At 69.7% G+C, this 25,909-nt stretch carries 22 protein-coding genes; 10 read left to right on the forward strand and 12 right to left on the reverse strand.

The features are described from left to right. Positions 1-81: 81 nt before the first annotated feature. From ACN28I_RS40870 to ACN28I_RS40880, 3 genes are all read right to left on the reverse strand, one after another. Entirely contained in the window at positions 82-1,854 is a 1,773-nt protein-coding gene (locus tag ACN28I_RS40870) for a serine/threonine protein kinase (protein WP_420947304.1), read from the reverse strand. A 199-nt stretch (positions 1,855-2,053) separates the two neighbouring features. Continuing rightward, positions 2,054-2,779: a site-2 protease family protein gene (locus ACN28I_RS40875; protein WP_420947305.1), complete on the reverse strand. Its 726-nt coding sequence runs from the start codon at positions 2,777-2,779 to the stop codon at positions 2,054-2,056. A gap of 60 nt (positions 2,780-2,839) precedes the next feature. Continuing rightward, entirely contained in the window at positions 2,840-5,791 is a 2,952-nt protein-coding gene (locus ACN28I_RS40880; protein ID WP_420948807.1) for a helicase C-terminal domain-containing protein, read from the reverse strand. 305 nt (positions 5,792-6,096) lie between these two features. Between ACN28I_RS40880 and ACN28I_RS40885 the strand changes: the two genes are divergently transcribed. Continuing rightward, positions 6,097-7,671 carry a DUF4153 domain-containing protein gene (locus tag ACN28I_RS40885; protein WP_420947306.1) on the forward strand — a complete coding sequence of 525 codons (1,575 nt, stop codon included), beginning with the start codon at positions 6,097-6,099 and terminating at the stop codon, positions 7,669-7,671. Between the two features lie 72 nt (positions 7,672-7,743). Here ACN28I_RS40885 and ACN28I_RS40890 read toward each other — a convergent pair whose 3' ends face one another. The 5 genes from ACN28I_RS40890 to trmB all read right to left on the reverse strand — a co-directional run bounded on the left by ACN28I_RS40890 (position 7,744) and on the right by trmB (position 11,696). Beyond that, positions 7,744-8,184, reverse strand: a complete 441-nt coding sequence (locus ACN28I_RS40890; RefSeq protein ID WP_420947307.1) for a cupredoxin domain-containing protein — start codon at positions 8,182-8,184, stop codon at positions 7,744-7,746. 15 nt (positions 8,185-8,199) lie between these two features. Next, positions 8,200-9,225, reverse strand: a complete 1,026-nt coding sequence (locus ACN28I_RS40895; RefSeq protein ID WP_420947308.1) for a hypothetical protein — start codon at positions 9,223-9,225, stop codon at positions 8,200-8,202. 232 nt (positions 9,226-9,457) lie between these two features. Further along, positions 9,458-9,874, reverse strand: a complete 417-nt coding sequence (locus ACN28I_RS40900) for a hypothetical protein (RefSeq protein ID WP_420947309.1) — start codon at positions 9,872-9,874, stop codon at positions 9,458-9,460. Positions 9,875-9,919: 45 nt separating this feature from the next. Further along, complete coding sequence (locus tag ACN28I_RS40905; RefSeq protein ID WP_420947310.1) at positions 9,920-10,975, reverse strand: diguanylate cyclase; 1,056 nt, start codon at positions 10,973-10,975, stop codon at positions 9,920-9,922. Positions 10,976-11,075: 100 nt separating this feature from the next. Further along, complete coding sequence (gene trmB, locus ACN28I_RS40910) at positions 11,076-11,696, reverse strand: tRNA (guanine(46)-N(7))-methyltransferase TrmB (protein WP_420947311.1); 621 nt, start codon at positions 11,694-11,696, stop codon at positions 11,076-11,078. A gap of 91 nt (positions 11,697-11,787) precedes the next feature. Between trmB and ACN28I_RS40915 the strand changes: the two genes are divergently transcribed. The 6 genes from ACN28I_RS40915 (at position 11,788) to ACN28I_RS40940 (ending at position 20,119) form a co-directional block, all read left to right on the forward strand. Beyond that, positions 11,788-12,726, forward strand: coding sequence for a bifunctional riboflavin kinase/FAD synthetase (locus tag ACN28I_RS40915; protein WP_420947312.1), 939 nt, complete (start codon positions 11,788-11,790; stop codon positions 12,724-12,726). A 189-nt stretch (positions 12,727-12,915) separates the two neighbouring features. After that, positions 12,916-14,619: a type IV-A pilus assembly ATPase PilB gene (gene pilB / locus ACN28I_RS40920; RefSeq protein ID WP_420947313.1), complete on the forward strand. Its 1,704-nt coding sequence runs from the start codon at positions 12,916-12,918 to the stop codon at positions 14,617-14,619. 47 nt (positions 14,620-14,666) lie between these two features. Next, entirely contained in the window at positions 14,667-15,779 is a 1,113-nt protein-coding gene (locus ACN28I_RS40925) for a type IV pilus twitching motility protein PilT (protein ID WP_420947314.1), read from the forward strand. Positions 15,780-15,830: 51 nt separating this feature from the next. Continuing rightward, on the forward strand, positions 15,831-17,087 hold the full coding sequence (locus ACN28I_RS40930; protein WP_420947315.1) for a type II secretion system F family protein: 1,257 nt from the start codon (positions 15,831-15,833) through the stop codon (positions 17,085-17,087). Between the two features lie 127 nt (positions 17,088-17,214). Then, positions 17,215-18,705: a two-component system sensor histidine kinase NtrB gene (locus ACN28I_RS40935; protein ID WP_420948808.1), complete on the forward strand. Its 1,491-nt coding sequence runs from the start codon at positions 17,215-17,217 to the stop codon at positions 18,703-18,705. Between the two features lie 22 nt (positions 18,706-18,727). After that, a complete protein-coding gene (locus ACN28I_RS40940) occupies positions 18,728-20,119 on the forward strand; it encodes a sigma-54-dependent transcriptional regulator (RefSeq protein WP_420948809.1) in 1,392 nt (463 codons plus the stop codon). 27 nt (positions 20,120-20,146) lie between these two features. On the opposite strand, the gene ACN28I_RS40945 is transcribed toward ACN28I_RS40940, so the two are convergent. The 4 genes from ACN28I_RS40945 to ACN28I_RS40960 form a co-directional block, all read right to left on the reverse strand. After that, on the reverse strand, positions 20,147-20,914 hold the full coding sequence (locus ACN28I_RS40945; protein WP_420948810.1) for an ABC transporter permease: 768 nt from the start codon (positions 20,912-20,914) through the stop codon (positions 20,147-20,149). Next, entirely contained in the window at positions 20,914-21,876 is a 963-nt protein-coding gene (locus ACN28I_RS40950; protein ID WP_420947316.1) for an ATP-binding cassette domain-containing protein, read from the reverse strand. Before ACN28I_RS40950 ends, ACN28I_RS40945 begins: the two co-directional genes overlap by 1 nt. A gap of 4 nt (positions 21,877-21,880) precedes the next feature. After that, complete coding sequence (locus ACN28I_RS40955; protein ID WP_420947317.1) at positions 21,881-22,783, reverse strand: hypothetical protein; 903 nt, start codon at positions 22,781-22,783, stop codon at positions 21,881-21,883. 94 nt (positions 22,784-22,877) lie between these two features. Next, positions 22,878-23,516 (reverse strand): prepilin-type N-terminal cleavage/methylation domain-containing protein, encoded by a 639-nt coding sequence (locus ACN28I_RS40960; protein WP_420947318.1) that lies wholly within the window; start codon positions 23,514-23,516, stop codon positions 22,878-22,880. 280 nt (positions 23,517-23,796) lie between these two features. On the opposite strand from ACN28I_RS40960, the gene ACN28I_RS40965 reads away from it, so the two are divergent. The 3 genes from ACN28I_RS40965 to ACN28I_RS40975 are packed head-to-tail and all read left to right on the forward strand — an operon-like array spanning position 23,797 to position 25,874. Further along, entirely contained in the window at positions 23,797-24,735 is a 939-nt protein-coding gene (locus ACN28I_RS40965) for a prepilin peptidase (RefSeq protein WP_420947319.1), read from the forward strand. 16 nt (positions 24,736-24,751) lie between these two features. Continuing rightward, positions 24,752-25,264 (forward strand): hypothetical protein, encoded by a 513-nt coding sequence (locus ACN28I_RS40970; protein WP_420947320.1) that lies wholly within the window; start codon positions 24,752-24,754, stop codon positions 25,262-25,264. Then, on the forward strand, positions 25,233-25,874 hold the full coding sequence (locus ACN28I_RS40975) for a sensor histidine kinase (RefSeq protein ID WP_420947321.1): 642 nt from the start codon (positions 25,233-25,235) through the stop codon (positions 25,872-25,874). The genes ACN28I_RS40970 and ACN28I_RS40975 overlap by 32 nt, the downstream gene beginning before the upstream one ends. Positions 25,875-25,909 lie beyond the last annotated feature (35 nt).

Here is a 25,909-nt window from a genome sequence, read left to right on the forward strand (position 1 = left end):
CAGGCACCTCACAGGACCGGGGGAGTGGGGCTCTACCACACCTCCTGCCCGGTCGTGTCCGTCCCACCCGCGGGACACCCCCTACTTGAAGCGGTCCACCACCCGCACCCGCACGACGGGTTCCACCATCATCTTCCCCGGCGCGCTGCCGGGCAGAAGCGCGAGGCCGACGTTGCCGTCCGTATCCATCACATCCAGACACACCGGGTACGTCACCCCGAGGGGCGTGCGCGCCTCGGTGAAGCGGCCGTACACCCGCCCCTCGTGGATGTAGAGCCTCCCGGAGAGGCGGGTCTGGTCCGGCAGCGCCACCTTGTCGCCCCTGCCCCACACATCCCTATTCGTCTCCCAATCGCCGCCCACGCGGAGGGGCGAGTCCTCCTGCACGTGCACGGCCCTGCCCCGCACGTCGCTCCAGTCCGCGCTCTTCACTTCCCCGAGGCGCAGGCCGAGCATGTCCGTCATGGTCTCCACGGCCCCGGCGGGACAGGCCTGGGGAGGTGGTGCGGGGCGCTCGGGCGGCACCTGCTGCGGGGCGCTCATGCACGCCTGGAGGGCGGCGCCGGTGAGGCCCAGGCACGCGGTGCGCACGGCGGCCTTCCGGCGCCTGGCGGCGGCTTCGGGCTGGGGGGCAGAGGTCTGTTGCTGCGTTGGCTTCACGGGGGCACTGTCCTTTCGGGGCGCCAGCGGCGGGGCGGCGGCCGGGGGAGGATGCGCCTCGGCGGGAGGCGCGGCCACGGCCCGCACAGGTTCCGGCGCGGGCCCCTTTGGCGCCACTTCCTGGCCGGAGCCGAGCCACCAGGCCGCCAATGCCACGGCCAACCCCACGCCCACCGCCGCCAGCACCCGCCACCCGCGCGCCCGCGGCTTCTCCGGGGGCCGCCGCTCCGGGTGCGGCACCACCGTCCAGTCCACGTCCGTGCGGGCCCTCAGTTCCTCCAGCGCCTCGTACAGCGCGACGGCGCCCGGGTAGCGCGCCTCGGGCGTCTTGGCCAGCAGCCGCAGGCACACCGCCTCCACCGCCAGGGGCACACGTGGGTTGACGAGGTGCGGTGGCAACGGCTCGCGGTGCAGCACCGCGTCCACGTCCTCGCCCCCGTGCTCGGCGGGCCGGAAGGGGAAGCGGCCCGTCAGCAGCCGGTAGAAGACGACGCCCAGCGCGTAGAGGTCGTCCCCCACTCCGGCCCGGTAGTGCGCGCCCGGCTCGCCCGCGTGCGCGCGGCCATAGGCCCACGCCTCGGGGGCGCGGTAGGGCGGCGTGCCCGGGGGAAACATCCCCTTCGTCAGCGTGGGATACGCCTCGTGGTAGCCCACTCCGAAGTCCACCAGCACCGCCTGTCCGGTGCTCCTCACCAGGATGTTGGCTTCCTTCACGTCCCGGTGGAGGACGCCCGCCTCGTGCGACACCGCCAGCGCGCGCGCCACCTCCAGCACCCGCTCCACCCCCTCGCCCAGGGAGCGCCCCGGCGCCCATTCGTCCAGCGTGGGGCCGTCAATCAGCTCGAACTTCAGCCACAGGAAGCGCGGCTTTTCGAAAGGCCACTGGCCCGCGCCGAGCTGGCGCGCGAGGTTGGGGTGGTTCAAGCGCGTGCCCAGCGACATCTCGCGCCAGGCGCGTGCGGCCCGCTCGGGGCCCTGGTCCAGCGGCAGCAGCTTGAGGGCGGACACATGGCCCTCGGGACTTCTCACCCGGTACACCGTGGCGAAGCCGCCACTGCCCAGCACCGCCTCCACCACGTCCCCGCCAATGCGGGTGCCCACGGGCAGCGGGGACGTGCCGGGCGGATTCAGGGCGCCCTCGGCGCCAGGGGGAACGAAGTGCTCGGGTGTGGGGGCTGGCGAAGGCGTGGACACGTGGGGCCTACCTCGGAGGACCTCAACGTATCAGGTCGCGCGGCCCGGCCGGGCCGAGGTTCCTCCAGGAGCAGGCCGCGGCACCCAACAGCACGGGACGCCTGGCGCGCCTCCCCTCGCTTCACTCGTTGACGTCAATGAGCATCACACATCCACCCACACCACTCGTTGACGTCAACGAGTGGTGTGCGACACCCCCTCAGGGCTCGAAGGACCCGATGAGCCGTTTGGCCTCGCGGAACATGGTGCTGAGCCCGGGCTCCCTTGAGTACGGGTTGACGACGCCCTCGTAGAGGCCATAGCCCCATCCCAGGAGCAGCAGGAGCACGAGCAGGGTGCCCCAGGCCGGGACGGCGTCGCTCCGAATCCGGGGCTTGAAAATCGCCTGCCAGAGCTCGCGCAGCATCAGGTAGCCGGTGAGCGGAGGAATTGGGAGCAGGTTGAGGGCGGCGAGCTTCGCCGAGAGCACGCCGAGCGCGGGCAAGAAGCCCTCGGTCCTCAGCAGGGCGAGGAAGGCGCCCACCCGCTCCCGCGCGAGGAAGACGTTGACCACCTGCTCGAACCCCGAGGTGAAGGCCGCGAGGCCGCGTGCGGGCGAGAGGCACACCACGGCGAGCAGCAGCATGCCGGCGACCGTGCCGGTGTGGGCGATGAGCCGGAGCGGCAGGGGGAGGCGCAGGAAGCTGTTGTCATCCGTCCCGTCCCTGCGGATGCCGAGCGCTTCGTAGGTGACGCTCGCGCCGATGTTGAGCAAGCCGAAGCTCCACTTGACGCCCCGGATGCGGAGGAAGAACAGCGGGGGGCCCAGATGGAAGCGGACCTCCGAGAGGGAGGCGCCCACGCCCCAGGACACGAGGGCCATCGTCACGCCCGAGACGAGGGAGATGACAGTAGCCAGGAGCCACAACCACGCGAGTGTTGTCATCCAGGGAGCCATGGGTGGACTTTCGGCCATCCCCGAGCGCGAGGAAAGCCCCCCCGGCCCTCACGCCCGGCGGATGAGCCCCATCTCCTCGATGGCGGAGTAGAGGCGCACGCGGGCCTCGGACCAGGGGAGCAGCTCCACGCGGTAGCCGGCGAGCGCGTCCAGGAGGAGCTGCCGGTAGCTGGGGTGGCCGGGGTCGGCGATGACGACCACGCCCCGGTCCGCGTGCGAGCGGATGAGGCGGCCCACGCCCTGGCGGAGCATCAGCAGGGCCCGGGGCATGCGGTAGTGGAGGAAGCCCAGGTGCGTGTTGCCTCCGCGGGCGAGCGGCTCCTCGCGCGCGGCCACCAGCGGGCGGCTGGCGGGCTCCAGCGGCAGCTTGTCGATGAAGACGCACCCCACGCCCCGGCCGGGGATGTCCACGCCCTGCCAGAAGCTCTTCGTCCCCAGCAGCACCGTGCCGGTGTCCTTCTCCTGCCGCGCCGCCAGCGAGCGTCCGTGCCCGCGCGACTGCCGCATCACCTCGATGCCCTGGGGCTCCAGCTTCGCCCTCACCAGGTCTCCCACGCGCTCCATCCGCCGCGTGGAGGCGAACAGTCCCAGCACCCGTCCGCCCATCACCTGGGCCAGCCCGGATACGCGCGTCGCGGCCCAGTCGATGAAGGGCTCCTCGTGCGCGCGCGGCGCGTCCATCACCAGGATGACCAGGGCCTGCTTGCGCAGGTCGAAGGGCGTGGGCGCGCGCAGCAGCCGGGGCGCCGGAATGCCCTCGTTGCGCCCGTCCAGTCCCAGCCGTCCGAGCACGTAGGGCATCCGCTCGGTGCCCGTGCTCAGCGTGGCCGAGGCCAGCACCAGGGCCCGCTTGTGCTGCGCGAAGTCCCGGGACACGTAGGGCGCCACGTTCAGCGGCTGGGCGCTCAGGGTCCAGCGCTGCTTGCGAGGCACCGCCGTGGCCGCGTAGCACCGGCCCTCCGCCGGCTCGTCGGACAGCTCCGAGGCCAGCGTGGTCAGCTCCAGCACCTCGGACACGCCGCCCGCCAGCTCGCGCTCCAGCGGCGGCATCTTCACCGCCAGGTCCGGCAATATCTCCTGCAGCCCCACCGTGAGCAGCTTGTGCAGGCCCTGGAGGCACTCGCGCAGCTCCAGCAGTCCCTCGCGCACGGGCTCCCAGCCGGGCGAGGCCCGTACCTCGGAGGTGATGCGCAGCTCCGGTGCGTAGGCGGACTCGTCCGCGTCCTCGGAAGCACTCGCCGCGGCCGGCTCACACAGCGCCATCACCCGCTCGCCCAGGCCGCGCGAGGCCGAGCCCACCGAGAGCAGGGCGCTATCAATCTCACTCATCAGCACGCGGGCTTCCGCGCGCCGCGAGGCGAAGAGGGCCCGCCGCAGCTCGGCGAAGAGTCCGCGCCGCCCGTCGCGCCCGTGCAGCCGCTCGGCGAGCCGGTTGAAGGCCATGTCCGACAGCTCGGAGGAGAGGGCGGTGGTGGCCACGTCCTCCACCTCGTGGGCCTCGTCGAGCACGAGGTGCTCCAGCTTCGGGTAGCGGGCGGGCCAGGCGAAGGCGAGGGACTGGTTGATGACGAGCACGTCCGCGTCGCGCGCCTGGGCCACCGCCGAGTGGTAGTAGCAGCGGTGGAAGTGGGGGCAGCGCTCGCCGAGCGTGGTGGCGGCCTCGGAGCGCACGGCCGGGGCGAGCGCGTGCAGCACGGGGAAGCGCTCGCGGAACCAGTGGCTCAGCCGGTCCAGGTCTCCATCGGGGCCGCGGCGCATGAGGGCGCGCAGGTAGGCGCGAGGGGCGCGGGCGGTGTGGCCCATGCCGGGCTCCACGCGGGTGATGTCCAGCGCGCGGCGGCGGCAGAGGTAGTTCGTCTGGCCCTTGAGGAGCGTGTACGAGAAGGCGCCGCCGGTGGCGCGGTGCAGGCGGGGCAGGTCCTTCTCGATGAGCTGGTCCTGCAGCGTCTTGGTGTGCGGCGCCACGCCCACCTTGCGCCCATTCCGGGCGGCGAAGAGGGCCGCGGGCGCGAGGTACGCGAGCGACTTGCCCGTGCCCGTGCCGGCCTCCACCGCGAGCTGCCCGCCGTCGGACAGGGTGCGGGCCACGGCCTGGGACATCTCGAGCTGCGCGGGGCGGGCCGCGAAGCCCTCCTGGGCGCGCTCCAGGGCACCTCCGGGGCCGAGCAGCGCGGACACCTCCTCGGCGCGGACGGGCAGCACCGGGGTGCTCTCGTCCGGCTGCTCGGGAGGCGGCTTCGAACCGTTGGCCCGCTGGCGTTCGGAACGTCCGGGGAGGAAGCCCGTGGCCTCCAGCTTCAGCGGCGCGGGTTGGGCCCGGCACAGGTTCCACAGGCCGGTGAGTAGCGACACGAGGGGCGCGGCCTCCGGGTCGAGCGCTCCGTCCAGCTCCATCCCGGCCTCACCGGCCTCGATTTGAGCCAGCCGCAGGGCGGCGCGTGGATCCAACGTCTCCAGCAGATCGGCGAGATCCTCGGCGCGGCCGTCGCGGATGCAGCCGTCCAGCGCGTGCAGCAGCACGGCGTGGGTGGCCTCGCAGTCCGTCATGGCGCGGTGGCGGGCACGAGGCCCCTTGCCGGCCCAGCGCAGCAGCGACTCCAGCGAGTGGCTGGTCAGCTCCGGGTGCAGGTAGTGCATCAGCTCGCACGAGTCGAGCACCGGAGCGCGGATGGGGCCGAGCAGGTCCGGGAGGAAGCCCTTCTCGAAGGAGGCGTTGTGGGCCACCACGGTCCAACCGGCGAGCATCTGGCGCAGCTCGGGCACCTTGTCGGCGAGCCGGGGCTGCCCGGCGAGCATCGCGTCCTCGATGCCCGTGAGCCGGCGGATGGTGAGGGGCAGGGGGCGCGAGGCGGCGAAGAAGTGGACGTAGCGGTCCACCACCCGGCCGTTCTCGATGAAGAGGGCCCCGAGCTCGATGACCTCGTCGGCGCGCGGATCCAACCCCGTCGTCTCGAGGTCGAGGAATACGTGCCGGGTGAAGAGTGCTGCCGCGCCGCCCATGGGGAAGAGGGGCAAGCCTACCCGTCTTCGGGCGTCGTGCCGAGAAACCGGGCGTCCGGGGTCTCATGGAAGAGCACCGTCCAATCGCGGACTTCACGCGGGGATGCAGTGCGGTTCACCGGCCGCAGCCGTGGCGGTCCGGACACGGGCAGGTGAACGGAGCGGGAGGACCGTCCAGACGCGGAGACGGGCCGCGACCGCTCGGCGCCGCGAACCGACCGTTCGGCGCGCGGGGGCTCGCCGGCACCGCGGCTGGGCCCAACCTTGCACAGCACCGAGCGAACTCACGCTTCTCGGAGTCCCGTATGACGACCGCCGCCACTGGTTTCCCGACCCATGACGCCGATGCTCCCTCGGCCCCCGCCGTCCCGCGCCTGCGCAGGCCTGTCGCGACGTTGCTCTCGGCGCTCGGGCTGGGCGTCTGTGCCGAGGTGCTCTTCGATGGGCCCGCGCTCGGCGTCTCCTTCCCGCTGTTCGTCGTGCTGTTGCTCGCGACGCTGCTCGGCCTGGGAGGGCGCGAGGGGTGGCAGCGGGCCCGTCCCAACGCATGGCTGCTGGTGCCGCTGCTGTTCTTCTCGGGCATGGTGTTCGTGCGCGCGAGCCCCTTCCTCACGACGCTCAACGTGCTCGCCTCGGGCTTCCTGCTGCTGCTGGTGACGCACTTCTGGGCGGCGGGCCGGGTGGAGCGGCTCGGGCTGTGGAGCTACCCGTTCACCGTGCTCGGCACCTTCTTCCGCGCCGTGCTGCTGCCTCCGGGCGTGGTGCGCTCGGAGGTGGACCTGTCCGCGGCGCGCAGGCAGGTGCCGAAGCTGATGCCGGTGCTGCGTGGCGCGCTGCTCGCGGTGCCCGTGCTGTTCATCTTCACCGCGCTGCTCGTCTCGGCGGACGCGGTCTTCGAGGACGCGGTGGCGCGGGTGCTGTCCTTCAGCCCGGGCATGACGTTCCTGGACACGGTGGGGCGGCTGGTGTTCGTGGGCGTCAGCGCCTTCGGAGTGCTCGGGCTGCTGGCCCACGCGCAGCGGCGGCGCCGCAACGGCGTCGAGGCGGGTGATCTGGAGGTGGCACCTGCCGAGGCGCGCCTGGGCTTCACCGAGAGCCTCACGCTGGTGGGTCTGGTGGACCTGCTCTTCCTGGGGTTCGCCGCCATCCAGCTCGCCTTCCTCTTCGGCGCGGCGCAGTTGCCCGCGAGGTTCATGAGCTATTCCGAGTACGCCCGGCGCGGCTTCTTCGAGCTGCTCGCGGTGTCGGTGATGACGCTGGGACTGAGCCTGGCGCTGGCGCGTTGGACGCGGCTGCGGAGCGAGGGGCAGGTCACGGCCTTCCGGGTGGCGTGCTCGGTGATGGTGGGGCTGGTGCTGGTCATCCTCGCCTCGGCGATGAAGCGCATGGCGCTCTACGAGTCCGCCTACGGCTACACGCACCTGCGCGTGTACACGCACGTCTTCATGGTGGCGCTGGCCGGGGTGCTCGTGTGGCGCGCGGTGACGCTGTGGTGGCGCCCGGAGCGCTTCGCCATCGGGGCCTTCGCCGGGGCGCTCGGCTTCCTCGCCGTGCTGAACGTGCTCAACCCGGACGCCTTCATCGCGCGGGGCAACCTCGCGAGGGCCGCGGAAGGCTACGCACTGGACGAGTGGTACATGGTGTCCCTGTCCGAGGACGCGGTGCCGGAGGTGTCCGCGCACCTGGCGCAGTCGCCCGGCGGTGTGTTCGTGCGCAACGCCCAGGATATGTTCTGCCGGTTCACCGAGCCGATGCCGGGAGGCTGGCCGGCCTTCCACCTCGCGCGTCACCGGGCCGCGAAGTCGGCCCGCCCGCTCCAGTGCCCGGCGCCGCTGCCCGCCGCCGTGGAGATGGAGGACTCCATGGAGAGGGCGTACTGATACACGAAGGGGGCCTCCACACCGCGCGGGTGTGGCCGGCCCCCTGGGCAAGGCGGAAGCGGAGCGGTGGAGCTACTCCACCATGAACACGCCGCTGATCATCTTCCCCATGGCGCAGCCGTAGACGAGCTTGCCCGTCTTGTTGGGGGTGAAGGCCACCTCCACCGGCTGGTTGAGGGGCAGCGGGGTGTTGATGTTGTAGTCCTCGAGGACGATCTCCGTCGCGCAGGTCTGGTCCGTGGTCCGGGTCAGCACCAGCTTCACGGGCTCGCCCTGCTTGAGGGTGACGGGGCTCGGCTCGTAGCCCTTCTCGGTGACGGAGAGCGCGATGGTGCGCGGCTCACCGGGCTTCGCGGCGGGCTGGGCGGGAGCGGTGGCGGTGGGCGCCGCGGCGGAGGGCTCCGCCGGCTTCGCGTCCGGCTTCGAGTCCTTCGTGCAGCCCTGGGCGCTCACGACGGCCGCGGCGAGGGTGAGGGCGAGCAGCGGCTTGATGATCTTGGAGAAGAAGGGCATCGCGGGTCCTCGCGGTCAGTCGTTTTCGCCGGCTTCGTCGCCGGGGGTCTCGGTGCCTTCGTCCGCGGCCTCCTCGGCCGAGAAGCGCACCAGGGCATGCAGCGGGATGAACACCTCGTGTCCGTCCTCGCCGACGATGAGATCGAAGCGGCCCACCACGCGCAGGCGCATGGAGAGCTGGATGCCATTGCGCAGCGTCAGGTGGACGAGCTGGCCCTGGTGGGGGAGGAAGGGGCGGGGATCCGAGAAGGGGCGCTTGTCGGGCTGGCGCGCGACATTGGCGGGCTTCTGGGCCAGCTTCTGGTCGCGCTCGAGCTGGGGCGTGAGCTGCTCCCAGTCCGAGCGGCGGGTGACCATGACGACCTGGAGCTTCTCCAGCCGGCCGCTGCGGCCGAGCACGAAGGAGATGGGCTCCACGGCGGAGAGGGTGTCGAGCACGGTGCGCTCGCCCAGCACGACGGCCAGCTCGGTCTTCGACTCCAGCAGGCCGTTGATGAAGGCGGCCACCGAGGTGTCATCCACCTCGACGCGGGCCTGCTTCACGGCGGCCTTGCGCTGGGTGCGCTCCTTGCGCGCCAGGAATTCGGCCACGGTCAGGCCGCTCTGCAGCACGCCGAAGGCATCGGGGAGCGACAGGCCGGGGTTCTGGCCCATCAGCGCGTACACCTGGTCGAAGCGCCTGGCCTCCTCGGCGTGCAGCTTGCGCCAGATGCGGCACTTCATCTTGCCCTCGAGCTCACCCTTGGCGATGCGCGCGGGCACATGCTCCTTGGTGGCGAGCGCGAGGATCTGCTCGGGGGTGGGAGGCGGCCGGGGCGTCCGGGGACGTCCGAAGCCACCACCGGGGCGAGCGCCCATCGGTCCCGCGCCGGGCGCGCGGCCCATCGAGGGAGCGGGCCGGGGCGAGGTGGGGGAGGGCACGGGCCGGGGCGCGACGGGAGCCGCGGCCACGGGGGCCTCGGCGGGTCCGGACGGCGCGGGTGTGGAATCCGGCGTCTGGGCCGGCGTCGGCGTGGGCTTCGGCGTGGGCTTCGGCGTCACGGAGACGGTGGGCCCCGGCGCGGAAGGCGTGGGGGTGGGGGTGGGTCTCGGCGTGGGCGTAGGGATAGGCCGGGGCGAGACAGAGCTGGTGGGCGTCGGGCTCGGCGCCGCGGTGCCGGGAGAGCTGGCAGGGCGCCGGATGACCTCGACTGCGGGGGCAATCCGCCGTGTCTTCCGATCGTTCACGTTGGTAGGCTACCTGAAGTGCGAGCCGCCTGGGGGAGGCCTGTTCTCACGGCTGCTGGAGGGACTTCGTAAGGTCAATCTTCCATCCAGATGGTTCACGGACCATCCGGACCTGGCTCTTTACATTCGAGGAAACCACGCCCACCTCCGCCACGTCCCCTTCCTCGCTCAATAACGAGACCTCCGTAACATCGGGAGGGGGAGGAACATTCGCGAAGAAGAAGGCGAGGGGATCCGCCTTCACGGTCCCCCCGGAGGCCTTGGCGGCCGTCTCGGCCCGGGCCTTGAGTGCTTCCTGGGTGGGCTGGGAGAGGACGGACCAGGCCGTCTTCTCATCGCCTCGCCGCAGGGCCTCGAGGAAGGACTGGTAGGCCTTGTCGGGCGTCGTGTAACTGGGCCGGTTACAACCACCGAGGACCAGCACGGCCAGCAGGAGGAACGGCATCGCGGGCAGCAGACGCATGACCTGTCATCTAGGCCAAACCGCCCCGCTCGCCAAGAGGCAGCATCACCCTGGGGTTGGATCCTGGTACTGGCGGACGCAATTCCGGCCCGCCGCCTTGGCCTCGTAGAGGCAGACGTCGGCCACGCGCATCAGCTCCTCCATGACGGGCAGGCTCTTGGACGGCACGCTGGCCACGCCCAGCGAGGCCGTGCACCGCACCATCCGGGTCGACCCGTCCTGGGCGCGGAACTCCAGTTGGATGGAGGCGATGGCCTCGCGCACCCGCTCGCACGCCCCGAGCGCCTCCTTGGGGCCCGTCTCCGGCAGCAGGGCGATGATCTCCTCGCCGCCGTAGCGCGCCACGAAGTCCACCTCGCGCAGCTTGCCCTTGATGGTCCGGGCCACCTGGCGCAGCACCTCGTCCCCGAAGGGGTGTCCGTAGGTGTCGTTGAGCTTCTTGAAGTGGTCGATGTCCATCATCACCAGCGACAAGGGCGAGCGGTAGCGCGTGGAGCGGACGAACTCCTCGGTGAGCCGCTCCTCGAAGTAGCGGCGGTTGTAGAGGCCGGTGAGCGCGTCGACGCGGGTGAGGGCCAGCAGCTCCTCGCGCTTCTGGGCCAGCTCCTTGTTGGCCCGGTCCAGCTCGCGGTTCTTCTCCACCACCGCGTCCTGGAGCGCCTTGAGGCGCAGCATGGACTTCACCCGCGCGGAGAGCTCCAGCATGTCGAAGGGCTTGACCAGGTAGTCATCCGCGCCCAGCTCCAGGCCCTCCACCTTGCCCGCCGCCTGCCGCGCCGTCACCAGGATGATGGGGATGAAGCCGAAGCCGCCCTCGCCGCCGTTGGCCTTGATGATGCGGCACACCTCCACCCCGCCCATCCGCGGCATCTCCACGTCCATGATGATGAGGTCCGGCCTCACCTCGCGCAGCGAGCGCAGCGCCTCGGTGCCGTCATGGGCCTCGCGGAAGCGGTAGCCGTGGGCGGCCAGGCCCTCGCGCACGTGCTGGATGTTGGCCGGATCGTCGTCGACGAGCAGGATGGTACGGTCGGCCAGCGCCGGGGTGGACACGGTACGGCGGGCCACCTCTCCCATCTTCTTGAACGAGCCGTCCGCCATGTCGCTGCCTGCACCCCGCTGCTCCCTCGACTACCGGGGCCGTCTGATTCTTCCCCGGAAGCCCGGTGACTGCCAAGTCACCCACTGGCCCGGGTGCCCCTCAGGCCGGCTTGCGCAGGCGGGCGCGGTAGACCGGCTCCCCGCTGGCCAGGTAGCGCCGCTCCCGCGTGGAGGGTACCTCCTCGGGGTCATAAGGATGGAAGATACCCTTCCCCAGGGGATTGACGAAGCCGGCCTCTTCCAGGATGGCCAGCATGGCCACGCCCCGGTCCTGGACGTCCGTGCGCATGTCGAAGAGGCCGCCGGGCTTCAGCTTGTCCAGCAGCAGTCTGGCGAACTCGGGCTGGATGACGGCGCGCTTGAAGTGGGCGCGCTTCCACCACGGGTCGGGGAACTGCAGGTGGATGGCGTCGAGCGAGCCGGACGCGAAGATGCGCGGCACGATGAAGCGCGCGTCCGCCTCGAGCACGCGCAGGTTGCGCAGGCCCATCTTGTTGCCGCGCTCCTGGGTGTCTCGCGCGTACTTCTTGCGCCACTCGAAGGCGACGAAGCGCACCAGGGGATTGCGCCGGCAGTACTCCAGCGCGTGGCCACCGGCACCGGAGCCGATCTCCAGCTCGAGGGGTCCGGCGAAGCCGAACTCCGCGTCCCAATCGGGGGGAGCTTCCAGCTTGGCCAGGTGCAGGCCGACAGGTTCGGGGAGGAGGCGGGGGCGGGCCATGACGGATGCGTGACGCTGGGGGGCCTCTTCGCACGGGCCGGGGCGGTCTGACCAGGGCAAAGCGACGGCTTTGGCGCTATACCGGCGCTCCATGAAGGTCTTCCACGGTGTGACGGAGGCGCGGGAGCTGGCCGGCTGTTCGCTCGCGCTGGGCAACTTCGATGGTGTGCACCTGGGCCACCAGGCCCTCTTCGCCGAGGCCCGGCGCCAGGGCTCGCCCTCCGCCGCGCTCACCTTCCAGCCCCACCCGGGCAAGGTGCTGCAGCCGGACCTGGCCCCCAAGCTCATCTCCCTCCTGCCGCGCAAGCTGGAGCTCTTCGCGTCCCGCGGGCTGGACGCGGCCGTGGTGCAGCCCTTCACGCGCGAGTACGCCCGCCACTCGCCGCGCGACTTCGAGGCCTCGCTGCTGGACGTGCTGGGCGCGCGCCACCTCGTGGTGGGCTACGACTTCACCTATGGCGCCGCGCGGGCCGGCACCGCGGACACCCTGCGCGAGGCCGCCGCCGCCCGGGGCGCCCAGGTGCACGTGGTGGCTCCCGTCACCGTGGATGGGGTGGTGGCCTCGTCCTCCAAGGTGCGCGAGTACATCCTCGAGGGCCGCGTCAGCGCCGCGCAGCGTCTGTTGGGGCGCCCCTTCGATCTGGACGGCACCGTCGTCACCGGCCATGGCCGGGGCCGCGGCATCGGCTTCCCCACCGCCAACGTGGACACCCAGAACGAGCTGCGGCCCGCCGCCGGCGTCTACGCCATCCGCGTCCGCTTCCTCGGCGCACCTGGCACCCCTCCGGACACCTCCTGGCTCCCGGGGGTGGCCAATATCGGTGTCAAACCCACCTTTGGCGTCAACGAGGTCACCATCGAGGCCCACCTGCTGGACTTCAGTGGTGATCTCTACGGCAAGGAGTTACGGGTGCAGTTCCTGGAGCGGCTGCGTCCCGAGCGCCGTTTTGGCTCGGTGGCAGAGCTGGTGGGGCAAATCAAGAGGGACGTCGAGGCTGCTCGGGCGGTCATCGCACGGGCGTCCGACTGAACTTTTCCCGAGTAGATTCAACGGTTTGCCGGGAGTGCGGGCGTGAGGCGCCGCCTTGACAGGTTCGCGCGTCCCTTCCTTTAATCCCGAGGTATCGGTGCGCTCGGGTCTGAGCGCATCCATGGGGGTCCTCCCGCGCTGACCTGCGGGGGGAACCATCAAGCCATTTCAACGTTCGAGGCCATCTGAATGTCCGGTCGACTTGGTGAACTGCTGGTTCGAGAGAACCTCATTTCCGTCCAGCAGCTGCGCAAGGCCCAGGAGGAGCAGCAGAAGACGGGTACGCGTATCGGCACTGCCCTCATCAAGACGGGAGCCATCGAGGAGTCCAAGCTCACCGACTTCCTCTCCAAGCAGTACGGTGTCCCGGCCATCAACCTGAAGGACTTCGACATCGACGCGGAGATCATCAAGCTCGTGCCGAAGGAAGTGGCCGAGAAGCACCTGGTGATTCCGGTCAACCGCGCGGGCCCCTCGCTCATCGTCGCGATGTGCGATCCGTCCAACATCTACGCGGTGGACGATCTGAAATTCCTCACCGGCTACAACGTGGAGCCGGTGGTCGCCTCGGAAATCTCCATCCGCGAGGCCATCGAGCGCTACTACGCCGAGAAGGGCCCGGACATGAACGCCCTCGTCGAGGAGATGGCCGACGACATCGAGGTGGCCAAGGAGGAGGAGGAGGGCAACATCGAGGAGATGGCCCGCGCCGCGGACGACGCCCCCGTCGTCAAGCTGGTGAACCTCATCCTCCAGGACTCCATCAAGAAGGGCGCCTCGGACATCCACGTCGAGCCCTACGAGAAGGACTTCCGGGTCCGCTTCCGCATCGACGGCTCGCTCTACGAGGTGATGCGTCCGCCGATGAAGCTGCGCAACGCCATCACCAGCCGCTTGAAGATCATGGCGAACCTGGACATCTCCGAGCGCCGCCTGCCGCAGGACGGCCGTATCAAGATCAAGCTCGGCGGTGGCAAGGAGATGGACTTCCGCGTCAGCGTGTGCCCCACGCTCTTCGGCGAGAAGGTGGTGCTCCGCCTCCTGGACAAGTCCAACCTCCAGCTCGACATGACGAAGCTGGGCTTCGATCCGCAGCCGCTGGCCTGGTTCAAGGAGGCCATCGAGCGTCCCTACGGCATGGTGCTGGTGACGGGTCCCACGGGCTCCGGCAAGACGACGACGCTCTACTCGGCGCTCTCGATGCTCAACCAGATCGACACCAACGTCGCCACCGCCGAGGACCCGGTCGAGTTCAACTTCGCCGGCATCAACCAGGTGCAGATGCATGAAGACATCGGCCTGAACTTCGCCGCGGCGCTGCGCTCCTTCCTCCGTCAGGATCCCGACATCATCATGATCGGTGAGATCCGCGACTTCGAGACGGGCGAAATCGGCGTGAAGGCGGCGCTCACGGGCCACCTGGTGCTCTCCACGCTGCACACCAACGACGCGCCGGGCACGGTGAGCCGTCTGCTCAACATGGGCATCGAGCCCTTCCTCGTGACGGCCTCGCTCAACCTGATCCTGGCCCAGCGTCTGGCGCGCCGCCTGTGCGCCGCCTGCAAGCGGCCGGCGGAGAACGTGGACGAGCAGGCCCTCATCAACGCGGGCGTGCCCGCCGAGAAGCTCGGCACCTTCACGCTCTACGAGAAGGTCGGCTGCCGCGATTGCAACGACCGCGGCTACCGCGGCCGCGTGGCCATCTACGAGGTCATGCCCTTCTGGGACGGCCTCAAGGAGCTGGTCATCAACGGCGCCTCCGCCGCCGAGCTGAAGCAGGAGGCCATCCGCCTGGGCATGAGCTCGCTGCGCATGTCGGCCCTGGCGAAGATGATGGACGGTGTCACCACGCTGGACGAGGTGGTGGCCAACACGGCGCCCGACACCTTCTAACCCTCTCGCACCACCCGCCAACACCCTTTACCCGAAGGACGGTTTTCGTGAATCTGCACCAGCTGCTCAAGGCGATGGTCGAGAAGGGCGCTTCCGACCTCCACATCACCACCGGCTCCCCGCCCCAGCTCCGCGTGGACGGCGAGCTCGTGCCGCTCAAGACGGCCCAGCTCACCCCGGTGGAGACCAAGCAGCTCTGCTACTCCATCCTCACCGACGCCCAGAAGCACAAGTTCGAGGAGGAGAACGAGCTCGACCTGTCCTTCGGTGTGAAGGGGCTCTCCCGCTTCCGCGCCAACATCTACATGCAGCGCGGCGCGGTGGCCGGAGCCTTCCGCACCATTCCCTTCAAGATCCTCACCTTCCAGGAGCTGGGTCTTCCTCCGGTGGTGGCCGAGCTGGTGAAGAAGCCGCGCGGCCTCATCCTGGTGACGGGTCCCACGGGCTCGGGCAAGTCCACGACGCTCGCGTCCATGGTGGACAAGATCAACACCGATCGTCACGAGCACATCATGACGATCGAGGATCCGATCGAGTACCTGCACCCGCACAAGAACTGCCTGGTGAACCAGCGCGAGGTGGGTGCGGACACGCGCAACTTCAAGACGGCGCTCAAGTACATCCTCCGCCAGGACCCGGACGTGGTGCTGGTGGGAGAGCTGCGTGACCTGGAGACGATCGAAGCGGCGCTCGTGATCGCCGAGACGGGCCACACCTGCTACGCCACGCTGCACACCAACAGCGCGGTGCAGACCATCAACCGCGTGCTGGACGTGTTCCCGCCGTACCAGCAGCCGCAGGTGCGCGCGCAGCTCTCCTTCGTGCTGGAAGGCGTGATGAGCCAGTCGCTCATCGCCAAGGCGGGCTCTCCGGGCCGCGTGCTGGCGCTGGAGGTGATGATCCCCAACCCCGCCATCCGCAACCTCATCCGCGAGGACAAGGTGCACCAGGTGTACTCGGCGATGCAGGTGGGCCAGGCCAAGTTCGGCATGCAGACCTTCAATCAGGCCCTGGCGCAGCTCCTGGCGCGCCGGCTCATCTCGCAGGAAGAGGCGTTCGGGCGCTCGAGCGATCCGGACGAGCTGCGCAACATCCTGTCCGCGGGAGCCGGCCCTGGTGGCCTGGCTGGTCAGCGGCCGGCCGGGCCGGGCGGACGCTAATTCGCGAAATTTGACTGAGGGGATAGACTCACATCCCCCTCGGAGGGCTGTATGGCTGCAACGGCAACCCAGAAGTCGGCACCCCAAAAGTCCAAGAACACGGCCCAGTTCCTCTGGGAGGCCAAGACCAAGTCTGGCGAGACCAAGAAGGGGGAGATGGAGGCCAACGACATCGAGGCGGTCAATGCCCGCCTCAAGTCGCTCGGTCTCAACCCCGTCAAGGTCCGCAAGAAGGGTCTCCTCGACTCCGACCTGAACGTCACCTTCGGGTCGGGCGTCACGGGCAAGGACATCCTCGTCTTCACCCGTCAGTTCGCCACGATGATCGACGCCGGCCTGCCGCTGGTGCAGTGCCTCGACATCCTCGGCAGCCAGATGGACAACCCGGCCTTCCGCAAGGTCGTGTTCGCCATCAAGAGCAAGGTGGAGCAGGGTTCCACCTTCGCCGACGCGCTGGCGGACCACCCCAAGGTCTTCGACGAGCTCTTCGTCCAGCTGTGCGCGGCCGGTGAGGTCGGCGGTATTCTCGACAACATCCTCAACCGGCTCGCGGCCTACCGCGAGAAGAACGAGAAGCTCAAGCGCAAGGTGAAGGGCGCCATGACCTACCCGGTCATCGTGCTCCTGGTGGCCTTCGGCGTGACGGCGCTGCTGCTCCTCAAGGTGACGCCGACGTTCGCGAAGATGTTCTCCGACTTCGGCCAGGCGCTGCCGGCCCCCACCCAGTTCGTGGTGGACCTGTCCGAGTGGGCCCAGAACTACATCTTCCACGCCTTCGCCATCATCGCCGTCGTCTCGGCCGCCTTCACGTACACGTACCGGCACCCCCAGGGCCGGCGCTTGCTGGACAAGGCGTTCCTGATGGCGCCCATCTTCGGGCCCGTCATCCGCAAGGTGGCGGTGGCGCGCTTCACCCGGACGCTCGGCACGATGATCTCCTCGGGCGTGCCCATCCTGGACGCGCTGGACGTCACGGCGAAGACGGCCGGCAACCGCTCGGTGGAAGAGGCCATCTACTACGTGCGCGGGAAGATCGCCGAGGGCAAGAACATCGCCGGTCCGCTGCTGGAGACGAAGGTGTTCCCGCCCATGGTGGTGCAGATGATCGGCGTCGGTGAGGCCACGGGCGCCATGGACACCATGCTCAACAAGATCGCCGACTTCTACGACGACGAGGTGGACACGGCCGTCGCGGGTCTCACGGCGATGATCGAACCGTTGATGATGGTGTTCCTCGGCGGCGTGGTCGGCGGCTTCCTCATCTCGATGTACCTGCCCATCTTCGCCATCGCCGGTGCCGTCAAGTAGCGTCGGCGGTCTCGTGCTCGCCGCGCCTCCGCAGGCCGATGCGCTGCGGACGCGGCTGGTCTGGCTCACCGTGTTCCGCACGGTGGCCGTCAGTCTGTCGCTGGTGGCGGTGGCGGCCCGGCTGCTCATGCAGCCGCTGGTGGAAGAGCCCAGCCGCGTGGACACGCTGTCCTTCGCGGTCATCGGGCTCGTCTACCTCTTCACCCTGGTGTACGGCCTCATGCTGCGCGGGGGCCGGGCGGACCGGGTGGCGGCGGTGGTGCAGGTGGTGGGTGACCTGCTCATCGCCTCGGTGCTCGTCTTCCTCACCGGAGTGGGGGACAGCCCCTTCACCTTCCTCTACCTGCTGGCCGTCATCGGCGCGAGCATCCTGCTGGATGGCCGGGGCGCGCTGCTGGCCGCGGGAGCCGGGGCCATTGCCTATGCCTCGCTGCTGGTGGCGGTGAAACTCCAGTGGCTGGAGCCGCCCCTGGGCGTGGGAGACGTCAGCCGTCAGCGCCTGGCCTTCCTGCTGGGCAGCAACGTGCTGGCCCTCTTCCTCATCGCCGCGCTGGCCGGCTACCTCTCGCGCCAGCTCTCGGCCACGGGGGGGCGGCTATCCGAGCGCGAGGCGGACCTCCAGAAGCTCGACAACCTGCAGCGGCAGATCCTGGCCTGCATGCCCTCGGGGCTCATCACCTGTGACGAGAAGGGGCGGGTCACCTTCGTCAACCGGGCCGCCAGCGCCATCCTGTCCCTGGATGCACGGCCACCGGGGCTGCACGTGGAGTCTCTGCTGCCGGGCACGCTGGGGAAGGAGGCCCGCCAGCGCCGCCGGGAGCTGACGGTGCAGACGCCCTCGGGCCTGCGCACGCTCGGGCTGACGGTGACGGGGCTGGAGGGCAGCGGAGGCGGGGGCACGCTCGTCGTCTTCCAGGATTTGACCGAGCTGCGCCGCATCGAGGAGGACCTCAAGCGCGCGGACCGGCTGGCCGCCCTGGGGACGCTGGCCGCCCAGCTCGCCCATGAGATTCGCAACCCGCTGGCCGCCATGCGGGGCTCGGCGCAGCTGCTCGTCCAGGAGCCGGGGGGCGGCGATCCGTCCTCTGCCAAGCTGGTGGAGATCCTCCTGCGCGAGTCGGACCGGCTCTCCAAGCTGGTGGAGGACTTCCTGCGCTTCGCCCGCCCGCCGCCTCCCGTCAAGCAGGAGCAGGAGCTGGAGGTGCTGGTGGCGGAGACGGTGGACATGCTGAGGGCGGACCCGCTGGCCTGGCAGGTGGGGGTGGAGCTGGCGCTGGCTCCCTTGCGCGTGCCGGTGGACGCGGATCAGCTCCGGCAGGTGCTCATCAACCTCCTGCGCAACGCCTTCCAGGCCGCGGGACCGGGAGGCCGGGTGCGGGTAATGTTGGAGGCCGCGGACGAGCTGGCCCTGCTGCGCATCTGGGACTCGGGGGGCAGCATTCCCGTCTCGGACCTGTCGCGCATCTTCGAGCCCTTCTTCAGCACCCGGGAGGGTGGGACCGGGCTGGGCCTGTCCACGGCGTACTCCATTGTGCGGGCGCATGGTGGCAACATCCGGGTGTCCTCCTCTCCGCGAGAGGGCACCGAGTTCCTCATCCAGCTGCCGCTGCAGGGTTGAGGGGGAAAGGCAGAGCGTGGCCGTGCACATCCTGGTGGTGGACGATGAGCTGTCGATGCGCGAGTTCCTGGAGGTGCTGCTGACCCGTGCGGGCTACCGGGTGACGTGCGCGGACGGCGTGAAGGCGGCCCGGGAGGTGCTGGGCTCGGCGAAGGTGGACCTGGTCATCACCGACATGAAGCTGGGCGCCTCGCAGAGCGGCATGGACGTGCTGCGTGCCACGCGCGCGTTGCCCGAGCCGCCCGAGGTCATCGTCATCACCGCCTTCGGCACGGCGGCCTCCGCGGTGGAGGCCATGCGCGAGGGGGCGTACGACTACATCGGCAAGCCCTTCGACAACGAGGAGCTGAAGCTGCTGGTGCAGAAGGCGCTGGAGAAGCGCTCGCTGCGCCAGGAGAACGTGTCGCTGCGCGAGCACCTGGTGCCCGGCGCGGGGGTGATGGGGGTGGGCCGCAGCGAGCGGATGCGCGCCGTGTGGGGCCTGGTGGAGAAGGTGGCGCCCACGCGCTCGACCGTCCTCATCCATGGGGAGAGCGGCACGGGCAAGGAGCTCATCGCCAAGGCCATCCACCTCAAGAGCCAGCGGGCGGGCCAGCCCTTCCTCCCCGTCAACTGCGCGGCCCTCAACGAGGGCGTGCTGGAGAGCGAGCTCTTCGGCCATGTGAAGGGCGCCTTCACCGGCGCCACGCAGGAGCGGCCGGGCCTGCTGGTGCATGCGGGGGAGGGGACGGTGTTCCTCGACGAGATTGGCGAGGTCCCGCTGGCCACGCAGGTGAAGCTGTTGCGCGTGCTGCAGGAGCGCAAGGTGAAGCCGGTGGGCAGCTCGGCGGAGATTTCCTTCCACGCGCGCGTGGTGGCCGCCACCAACCGGCGCCTGGAGACCGAGGTGAAGGCGGGGCGCTTCCGGGAGGATCTCTTCTACCGCCTCAACGTGATTACCCTCGAGCTGCCGCCGCTGCGCGAGCGGGCGGGGGACATCGCGCTGCTGGCCGAGCACTTCCTCGAGCGCCAGCGCAAGGAGCTGGGGCGGCCGGGGATGCGCTTCTCTCCGGAGGCGCTGGCGGTGCTGTCCGCCTACTCCTTCCCGGGCAACGTGCGCCAGTTGGAGAACATTGTCGAGCGCGCGGCCACGCTGGCGGATGGAGACGTGCTGACGCTGGCCTCGCTGCCGCCCACGCTCCGGGGCGAGCCGGCGCCGGCCCCGGCGGCCACGTCTCCCGCGGAGGTGTCGCTCGGCGCCGGCTTCTCTCTGGAGCACCACCTGGACGACGCCGAGCGGCGCTACCTGCTGGCCGCCCTGTCGCAGGCCGGCGGGGTGAAGATCCGCGCGGCAGAGCTGCTGGGCCTGACGTTCCGCTCCTTCCGCTACCGCCTGGCCAAGCACGGCCTGTCGGACCGGGAGGACGAGACGTGAGTCCCGCCTCCCCGGGCCGGGGGCGCCTCAGCGGAAGTCGCGCCGGTTGAAGAGGATGACGGCCAGCGCCACCAGCACGCCGGTGTAGGCCATGCCGTACAGGGCGGCCGACAGCAGCTCGCCGGAGGCCACGTTGACGTAGTACGTCGCGTGCGGCTTGTAGTTGAAGCGCGAGAGGTCCGGCAGCACGTAGTACACGGCCTTGCCCAGCGCCTGGATGCCCTCGCTCTTGGACTTCCCGGCCAGCGCGTAGATGTCCGACGACAGGTGGCCGGCGAAGTAGACGCTCACCGTCACGAAGGCCGACACCATCTGGCTGGAGAAGCTGGACATCAGGAAGCCCACGGCGCTGAGCACCCACAGCTCGAACCACAGCATGCCCACCGCCGCCAGATGCGCCTGGCTGATGGGGCTGTCGTAGAAGCGCATCATCACGAAGAAGAGCGCGGCCATGAGCCCCTGCAGCACCGTCACGGTGAGCATGTTGCCCATCAGCCGGCCTACCAGGAACGCGCCGCGCGACAGGGGCTTGGACACCATGAGGAAGATGGTGCGCCGCTCGATCTCCCGCGAGATGAGCCCGCTGGAGAGGAAGATGGCGAGCAGCACCAGCATGAGGCTCATGGCCCCCAGGCCCACGTCGGTGATGACGCGGTCGAACGTGCCGACGGTGACCTCCAGCACGAGCGTGGTGGACAGGAGCATGGCCAGCGCGAAGATGGCCACCAGCAGGGTGACCCGGTTGCGCCGGGCCTCCCGGAACCCATTGAGCGCCAGGGCGACGAACGGACCCATCACGAAATCTCTCCTCCAACGGGACCCTGCTTCGCCTCTTCCAGCGCACGCAGGAACAGTTCTTCCAATGAAAAGCGGGCGGGCTGCAGCTGGGTGACACGGCCCCCCTGCTCCAGCACGCGCTTGAGCAGGTTCTGGGCATCCGCCTCGCGCACGTGCAGCAGCACGCGGTTCTCCAACTGGCGTGTCAGCTCCAGGCCAATCCCCAACGCCTGGATGCGCTCCAGCGGCAGGCCCTCCACCGTCAGCTCCACGTGCGTGGCCTGCGAGCTCACCAGCTCCGCCACGCTGCCCTCGCGCACGCGCCGGCCGCCCACCAGCACGGCCACCCGGTCGCACAGGGCCTCCACGTCCGGGATGATGTGCGTGCAGAAGAGCACCGTGGTGCCGCGGTGGCGCTCCTCGAGGATGAGGTCGCGGATCTGCCGGCGGCCCACGGGATCCAACCCCGAGGTGGGCTCGTCCAGGATGAGCAGGTCCGGCTTGGACACCAGCGCCTGCGCCAGCGCCACGCGCTGCACCATGCCCTTGCTGTAGCGGCGGATTTGAAGGTTGGCGGCGCGGGTCATCTGCACCATGCCCAGCACCTCGTTGACCCGGTCATCCAGCTCCTTGCCGCTCATGCCCGTGAGCCGTCCCGACAGGGTCACGAACTCACGGCCCGTGAGGTACTCGTAGGGCGCGGGATTCTCGGGCACATAGCCCACGCGGCGGCGTGCCTCGCGCTCTGCCGGGGGACGGCCGAACAGCCGGGCCTCGCCTTCCGAGGGCTGCACCAGATTCAGCAGAATCTTGATGGTGGTGGACTTGCCGGCGCCATTGGGCCCCAGCAACCCATAGACCTGGCCCGGCATCAGCGACAGGTCCAGTGATTGGAGGGCACGCACCTGCCGGTTCATGAAGAAGCCGAGCCGGTACGTCTTCGAGAGGTTTCGGATTTCGATGGGAGAGGGAGAGTCCATGGGTTCACTGATCCATGGGCGGGGCCCATTGGTAACCACGGTTGTCGGGGGTGAAGACTTCGAGCCGCCGCTGCTGGGTCTCCGAATAGGCGCGCTCGTCGGAGCCGAGGACGAAACCGCCGCCCTTGGGGTCATACGGAGGCCTGTCGAGGAAGCCCAGCCACAGCAGCGTGTCGATATCCGGCGGGGCCACGCCGAACGCCTGGCGGAAGCGGCCGATGGACTCGTCCACGCGCCGCAGCTCCCCTTCCATCTCGAGATCGAACACGCGCTGCTTGAAGATCTCCCGCGTCTCCTCATCCTCCGCGGACTCCGCGAGGGAGCGGGCCAGCGCGAGGCCGGCGTTCACGCTTCCCGATTGGGCATAGAGGCGGGTGGCCAGCGCGGGCAGATAGGAGGGCGCTCCCGGGAGCTTCGAGGCCTGCTCCAGCACCTGGGCGGCCTCTCCGTATTGCTGGTGGAAGGCGCTCAGGTTGTAGGCCAGCAACATGCGCATCCTGAGGTCGTCCGGGAACGTCTTCAGGCCCTTGCGCAGAAGCCGGGTGGACTCCTCGGTATTGACCCACGTCTCGCGCCCCAGGTTGGTGGGCAGCGCGCCGGCGGCGAAGGGGTAGACCGCGCCGAACTTTGGATCCAGATCGGTGGTGAGATCCGCATACGGGTAGATGTCCCGGTACTCCTCGGCTCCGAACGCACGGCCGGTCGCCTGGACGACCTGGAGCCAGAAGTAGTCGGCGAGCAGTTGTTGGTAACCATGGCCCACCATCCGCAGCAGCTCCTGACGGGGGAGGAGGGGCTCCTGGTGGGGACCTCGGGGCGGCTTGCGAGGCGGCGCCGCGAGCAGGACGAGTGCGGTCAGGCTGATGATGCCGACCAGCAGGGCAGGCAGGTAGGTTCGCGACCTCATGGCGGCATTAAAACAGAAAGGACACCCGGGTTTATGCCCGAGTGTCCTTTTGTACTCAACGGCGGCTCGTGAGAGCCGGACCGGAGGCTGCGTATTACTTGTCGCAGTCCACGTCGTTGTAGTTCATGAACGGCGTGCCGGCGACGGCCATCGTCTCGTCGGCGTTGCCGCAGTTGGCCTCGCCCTTGTGGTCAGAGGTCGCGATGTACCAGGTGTCGTTGCCGACGATCTCGTTGTCCACGTTGCCGGCCGCGATCGCGTCGATGTTGCAGCCGGGGCAGTCGCCGGAGATGCCGGGCTGCGCGGGCTTGCCGCCCGTGCCGACGTGAACCATACCCGTCACCGCGGCGGGCTCCGGGTTGGTCTTCGCGCCCTTGAACTTACCGGTGTCGACCGTGATGGCCGTGGCCGAGTCCAGGTCCGCGATCTTGTCGTCGCCGCGGACCTCGAAGGTCTGCGTCTGGGAGAAGTAGTAGGCGTAGCGGTTGCCGCGCTCGGGGGCGTAACCGATGATCTTGATGTCCTCCTCGTAGCGGTCCTTCTCCTGGAGGAAGGCGCGCTGCGTGGTGAACCAGGCCTTCAGGTTGGCCTTGGCCTCGCCCTGCTTGGAGCGGGCCTGGAACTTGATGAAGTTCGGGATGGCGATGGCGGCGAGAATGCCGATGATGGCCACCACGATCATGAGCTCGATCAGGGTGAAGCCGCGGTTCTTGCGGGCGAACAGACGGGTCATGGGGTGTTCCCTTCGGGTGAAGGATGGGTTGCGGCCGAAGCCGTCGTGAGGAATAGCACGAACGGTGCCACCGTCAAACCCAGTGCGCCCCCACGCGGATCCAGGCACTTGCGTGGGATCAGCCGCGCGGTGACGGGTTGCGGGTGCCAATTTTTGTCACTGGAGTGACAGGAATCGTCTGCCCCGGTGACGCGTCTGGGCCCTATGCTCCGGCCTCCGGAGCTTCTCGCGGAACGAAGGGACGCAGAACGTGACTCCTCAGGCGGTGGAAGGCGCGGCCGTGGCACTGATTTTCGTCCTGGGCCTGCTCTTCGGCAGTTTCTTGAATGTCGTGATCGCTCGCGTGCCCCTGGACGAGAGCATCGTGCATCCCCGCTCGCGGTGTCCCCGGTGCGGGCATCAACTCGCCTGGTACGAGAACATTCCAGTCCTGTCATGGGTGGCCCTGCGCGCCCGTTGCAGCTCCTGCGGGCTGCCCATCTCCTGGCGCTATCCGCTCATCGAGCTGCTCACCGCGCTGCTCTTCCTCGCCTGCCAGCGCCGCTTCGGGTGGACGCCCGAGCTGGTGGCCGCCCTGGTGATGGTGCTGCTGCTGGTGCCCCTCTCCTTTATTGATCTGGAGCATTGGATCCTCCCGCACGAGCTGACGTGGCCGGGCATCGCCGCCGGGGTGGTGCTGTCCGTGCCCATGGGGATGGAGCGGGTGCGCGACTCCATCATCGGCGCGGTGGCCGGCTTCCTCGTCTTCTGGGCGATGGAGTGGCTGGGGGAGAAGATCTTCAAGAAGGAGGCGCTGGGCGCGGGAGACAAGGATCTGCTCGCGCTCATTGGGGCCTTCCTCACGTGGAAGGCGCTGCTCGCCGTCATCTTCCTCTCCTCGTTGCAGGGCGCGGTGGTGGGTCTGCTGCTGCTGCTCTTCCGCGGGCGGGCGGGACCGGCGCCCGAGCCCTCCGCCGTGCCGCCACCGGCCACCGCCGCCGGGACGGGGACTCCCCAGGAGGGCGAGCCCGGACCGGCGCAGGTGGCGGTGGCTCAGGCGGACGCTCGAGAGGAGGCGGGGGAGGGTGACGAGGAGGAGGACGATTGGGAGCCGGGTCCCACGAACATCCCTTTCGGACCCTGGCTGTCGCTCGCGGCCCTCCAGGTGATGCTGCTCGGCCCGTGGGTGCGCGCGGTGCTGCCGGCGCCGCTGGATCTCTTGTTGGCGGGCGCTCCGTGAGGGAGCCCGGACGCGGATGAAGTGGCGCATCGCCAGCGTCGCCTTCCTGCTCAGTGTGATGGGCACGGGCTTCACCTGGCTCACGCTGCAGCGGCCGCTGCTGGCGCTGCTGGAGGTGGCGCGCCACGGCGCGGTGCAGGGCTCGCCGGAGGCGTCGGTGCTGGCGCGGACCCTCGGCTCGCTGCCCTTCCTCCTGGTGCTGGACCTGGTGCTGCTCACCGTCCTGGCGTACGGGGTGCTGGACTTCATGGTGGGCCGGCCCCTGCGGCGGACCGAGGTGGTGGTGGAGCAGCTCGGCCGGCTGGAGCTGGATGTGTCGGTGCCGGAGAGCCCGGGGCCGCTGCTCTCGCGCATCCAGCGGGCGCTCTCGCGGATGGCGGCGGCGCTCCAGGAGGAGCAGGAGACCACGCGGCGCCAGATGGAGGCGCTGCGGGCCGCCAACGCGCGTCTGGCCCAGGCGCAGACGGAGGCTCGTCTCGGCGGAGCGGCTGGCCACCGTGGGCCGGCTCGCCGCGGGGGTGGCCCATGAGGTGGGCAATCCGCTGGCGGGCATCCTCGGCTACCTGTCGCTGGCCGGTGCCCGCGTGAAGGACCCCGAGGTGCAGGAGTACCTCGGGCGCATCGATCATGAGGTGCAGCGCATCGACGGCATCGTGCGGGGCCTGCTGGAGATTGGCCGCCCCGAGCGCGAGTGGCTGGGGCCGGTGGAGGTGGGGCACGTGGTGGAGACGTGCGTGCAACTGGTGAAGGCCGGACGGGACTTCTCGCAGGTGCGGCTGGAGCTCGTGCTCACGCCGGGATTGCTCGCGCGGGCGGACTCCGGGCCGCTGTCACAGATCGTCATCAACCTGTTGCTCAACGCGGTGCAGGCCATGGGAGGGCAGGGGCTCGTCCGGCTCTCCACCCGGGGTGAGGGGGCGGACGTGCTGCTGGTGGTGGAGGACACGGGGCCCGGCATTCCGGCGGAGGTGATGCCGCGCCTCTTCGAGCCCTTCTTCACCACCAAGGAGCCCGGGCAGGGCACGGGGCTGGGGCTGGCCGTGTCGCTGCACCTGACGGAGGGGATGGGAGGGCGGCTCACGGCGGAGAACGTGCCGGGCGGGGGAGCCCGCTTCTCCGTCCGGCTGCCAGCCATCTGAGGCGGAATCTGGCCGTGCACCCCGGAGTGGGCTAC

The sequence above is a fragment of the Archangium gephyra genome (assembly GCF_049060025.1).
GTDB classification, from domain to species: Bacteria; Myxococcota; Myxococcia; order Myxococcales; family Myxococcaceae; genus Archangium; species Archangium gephyra_A.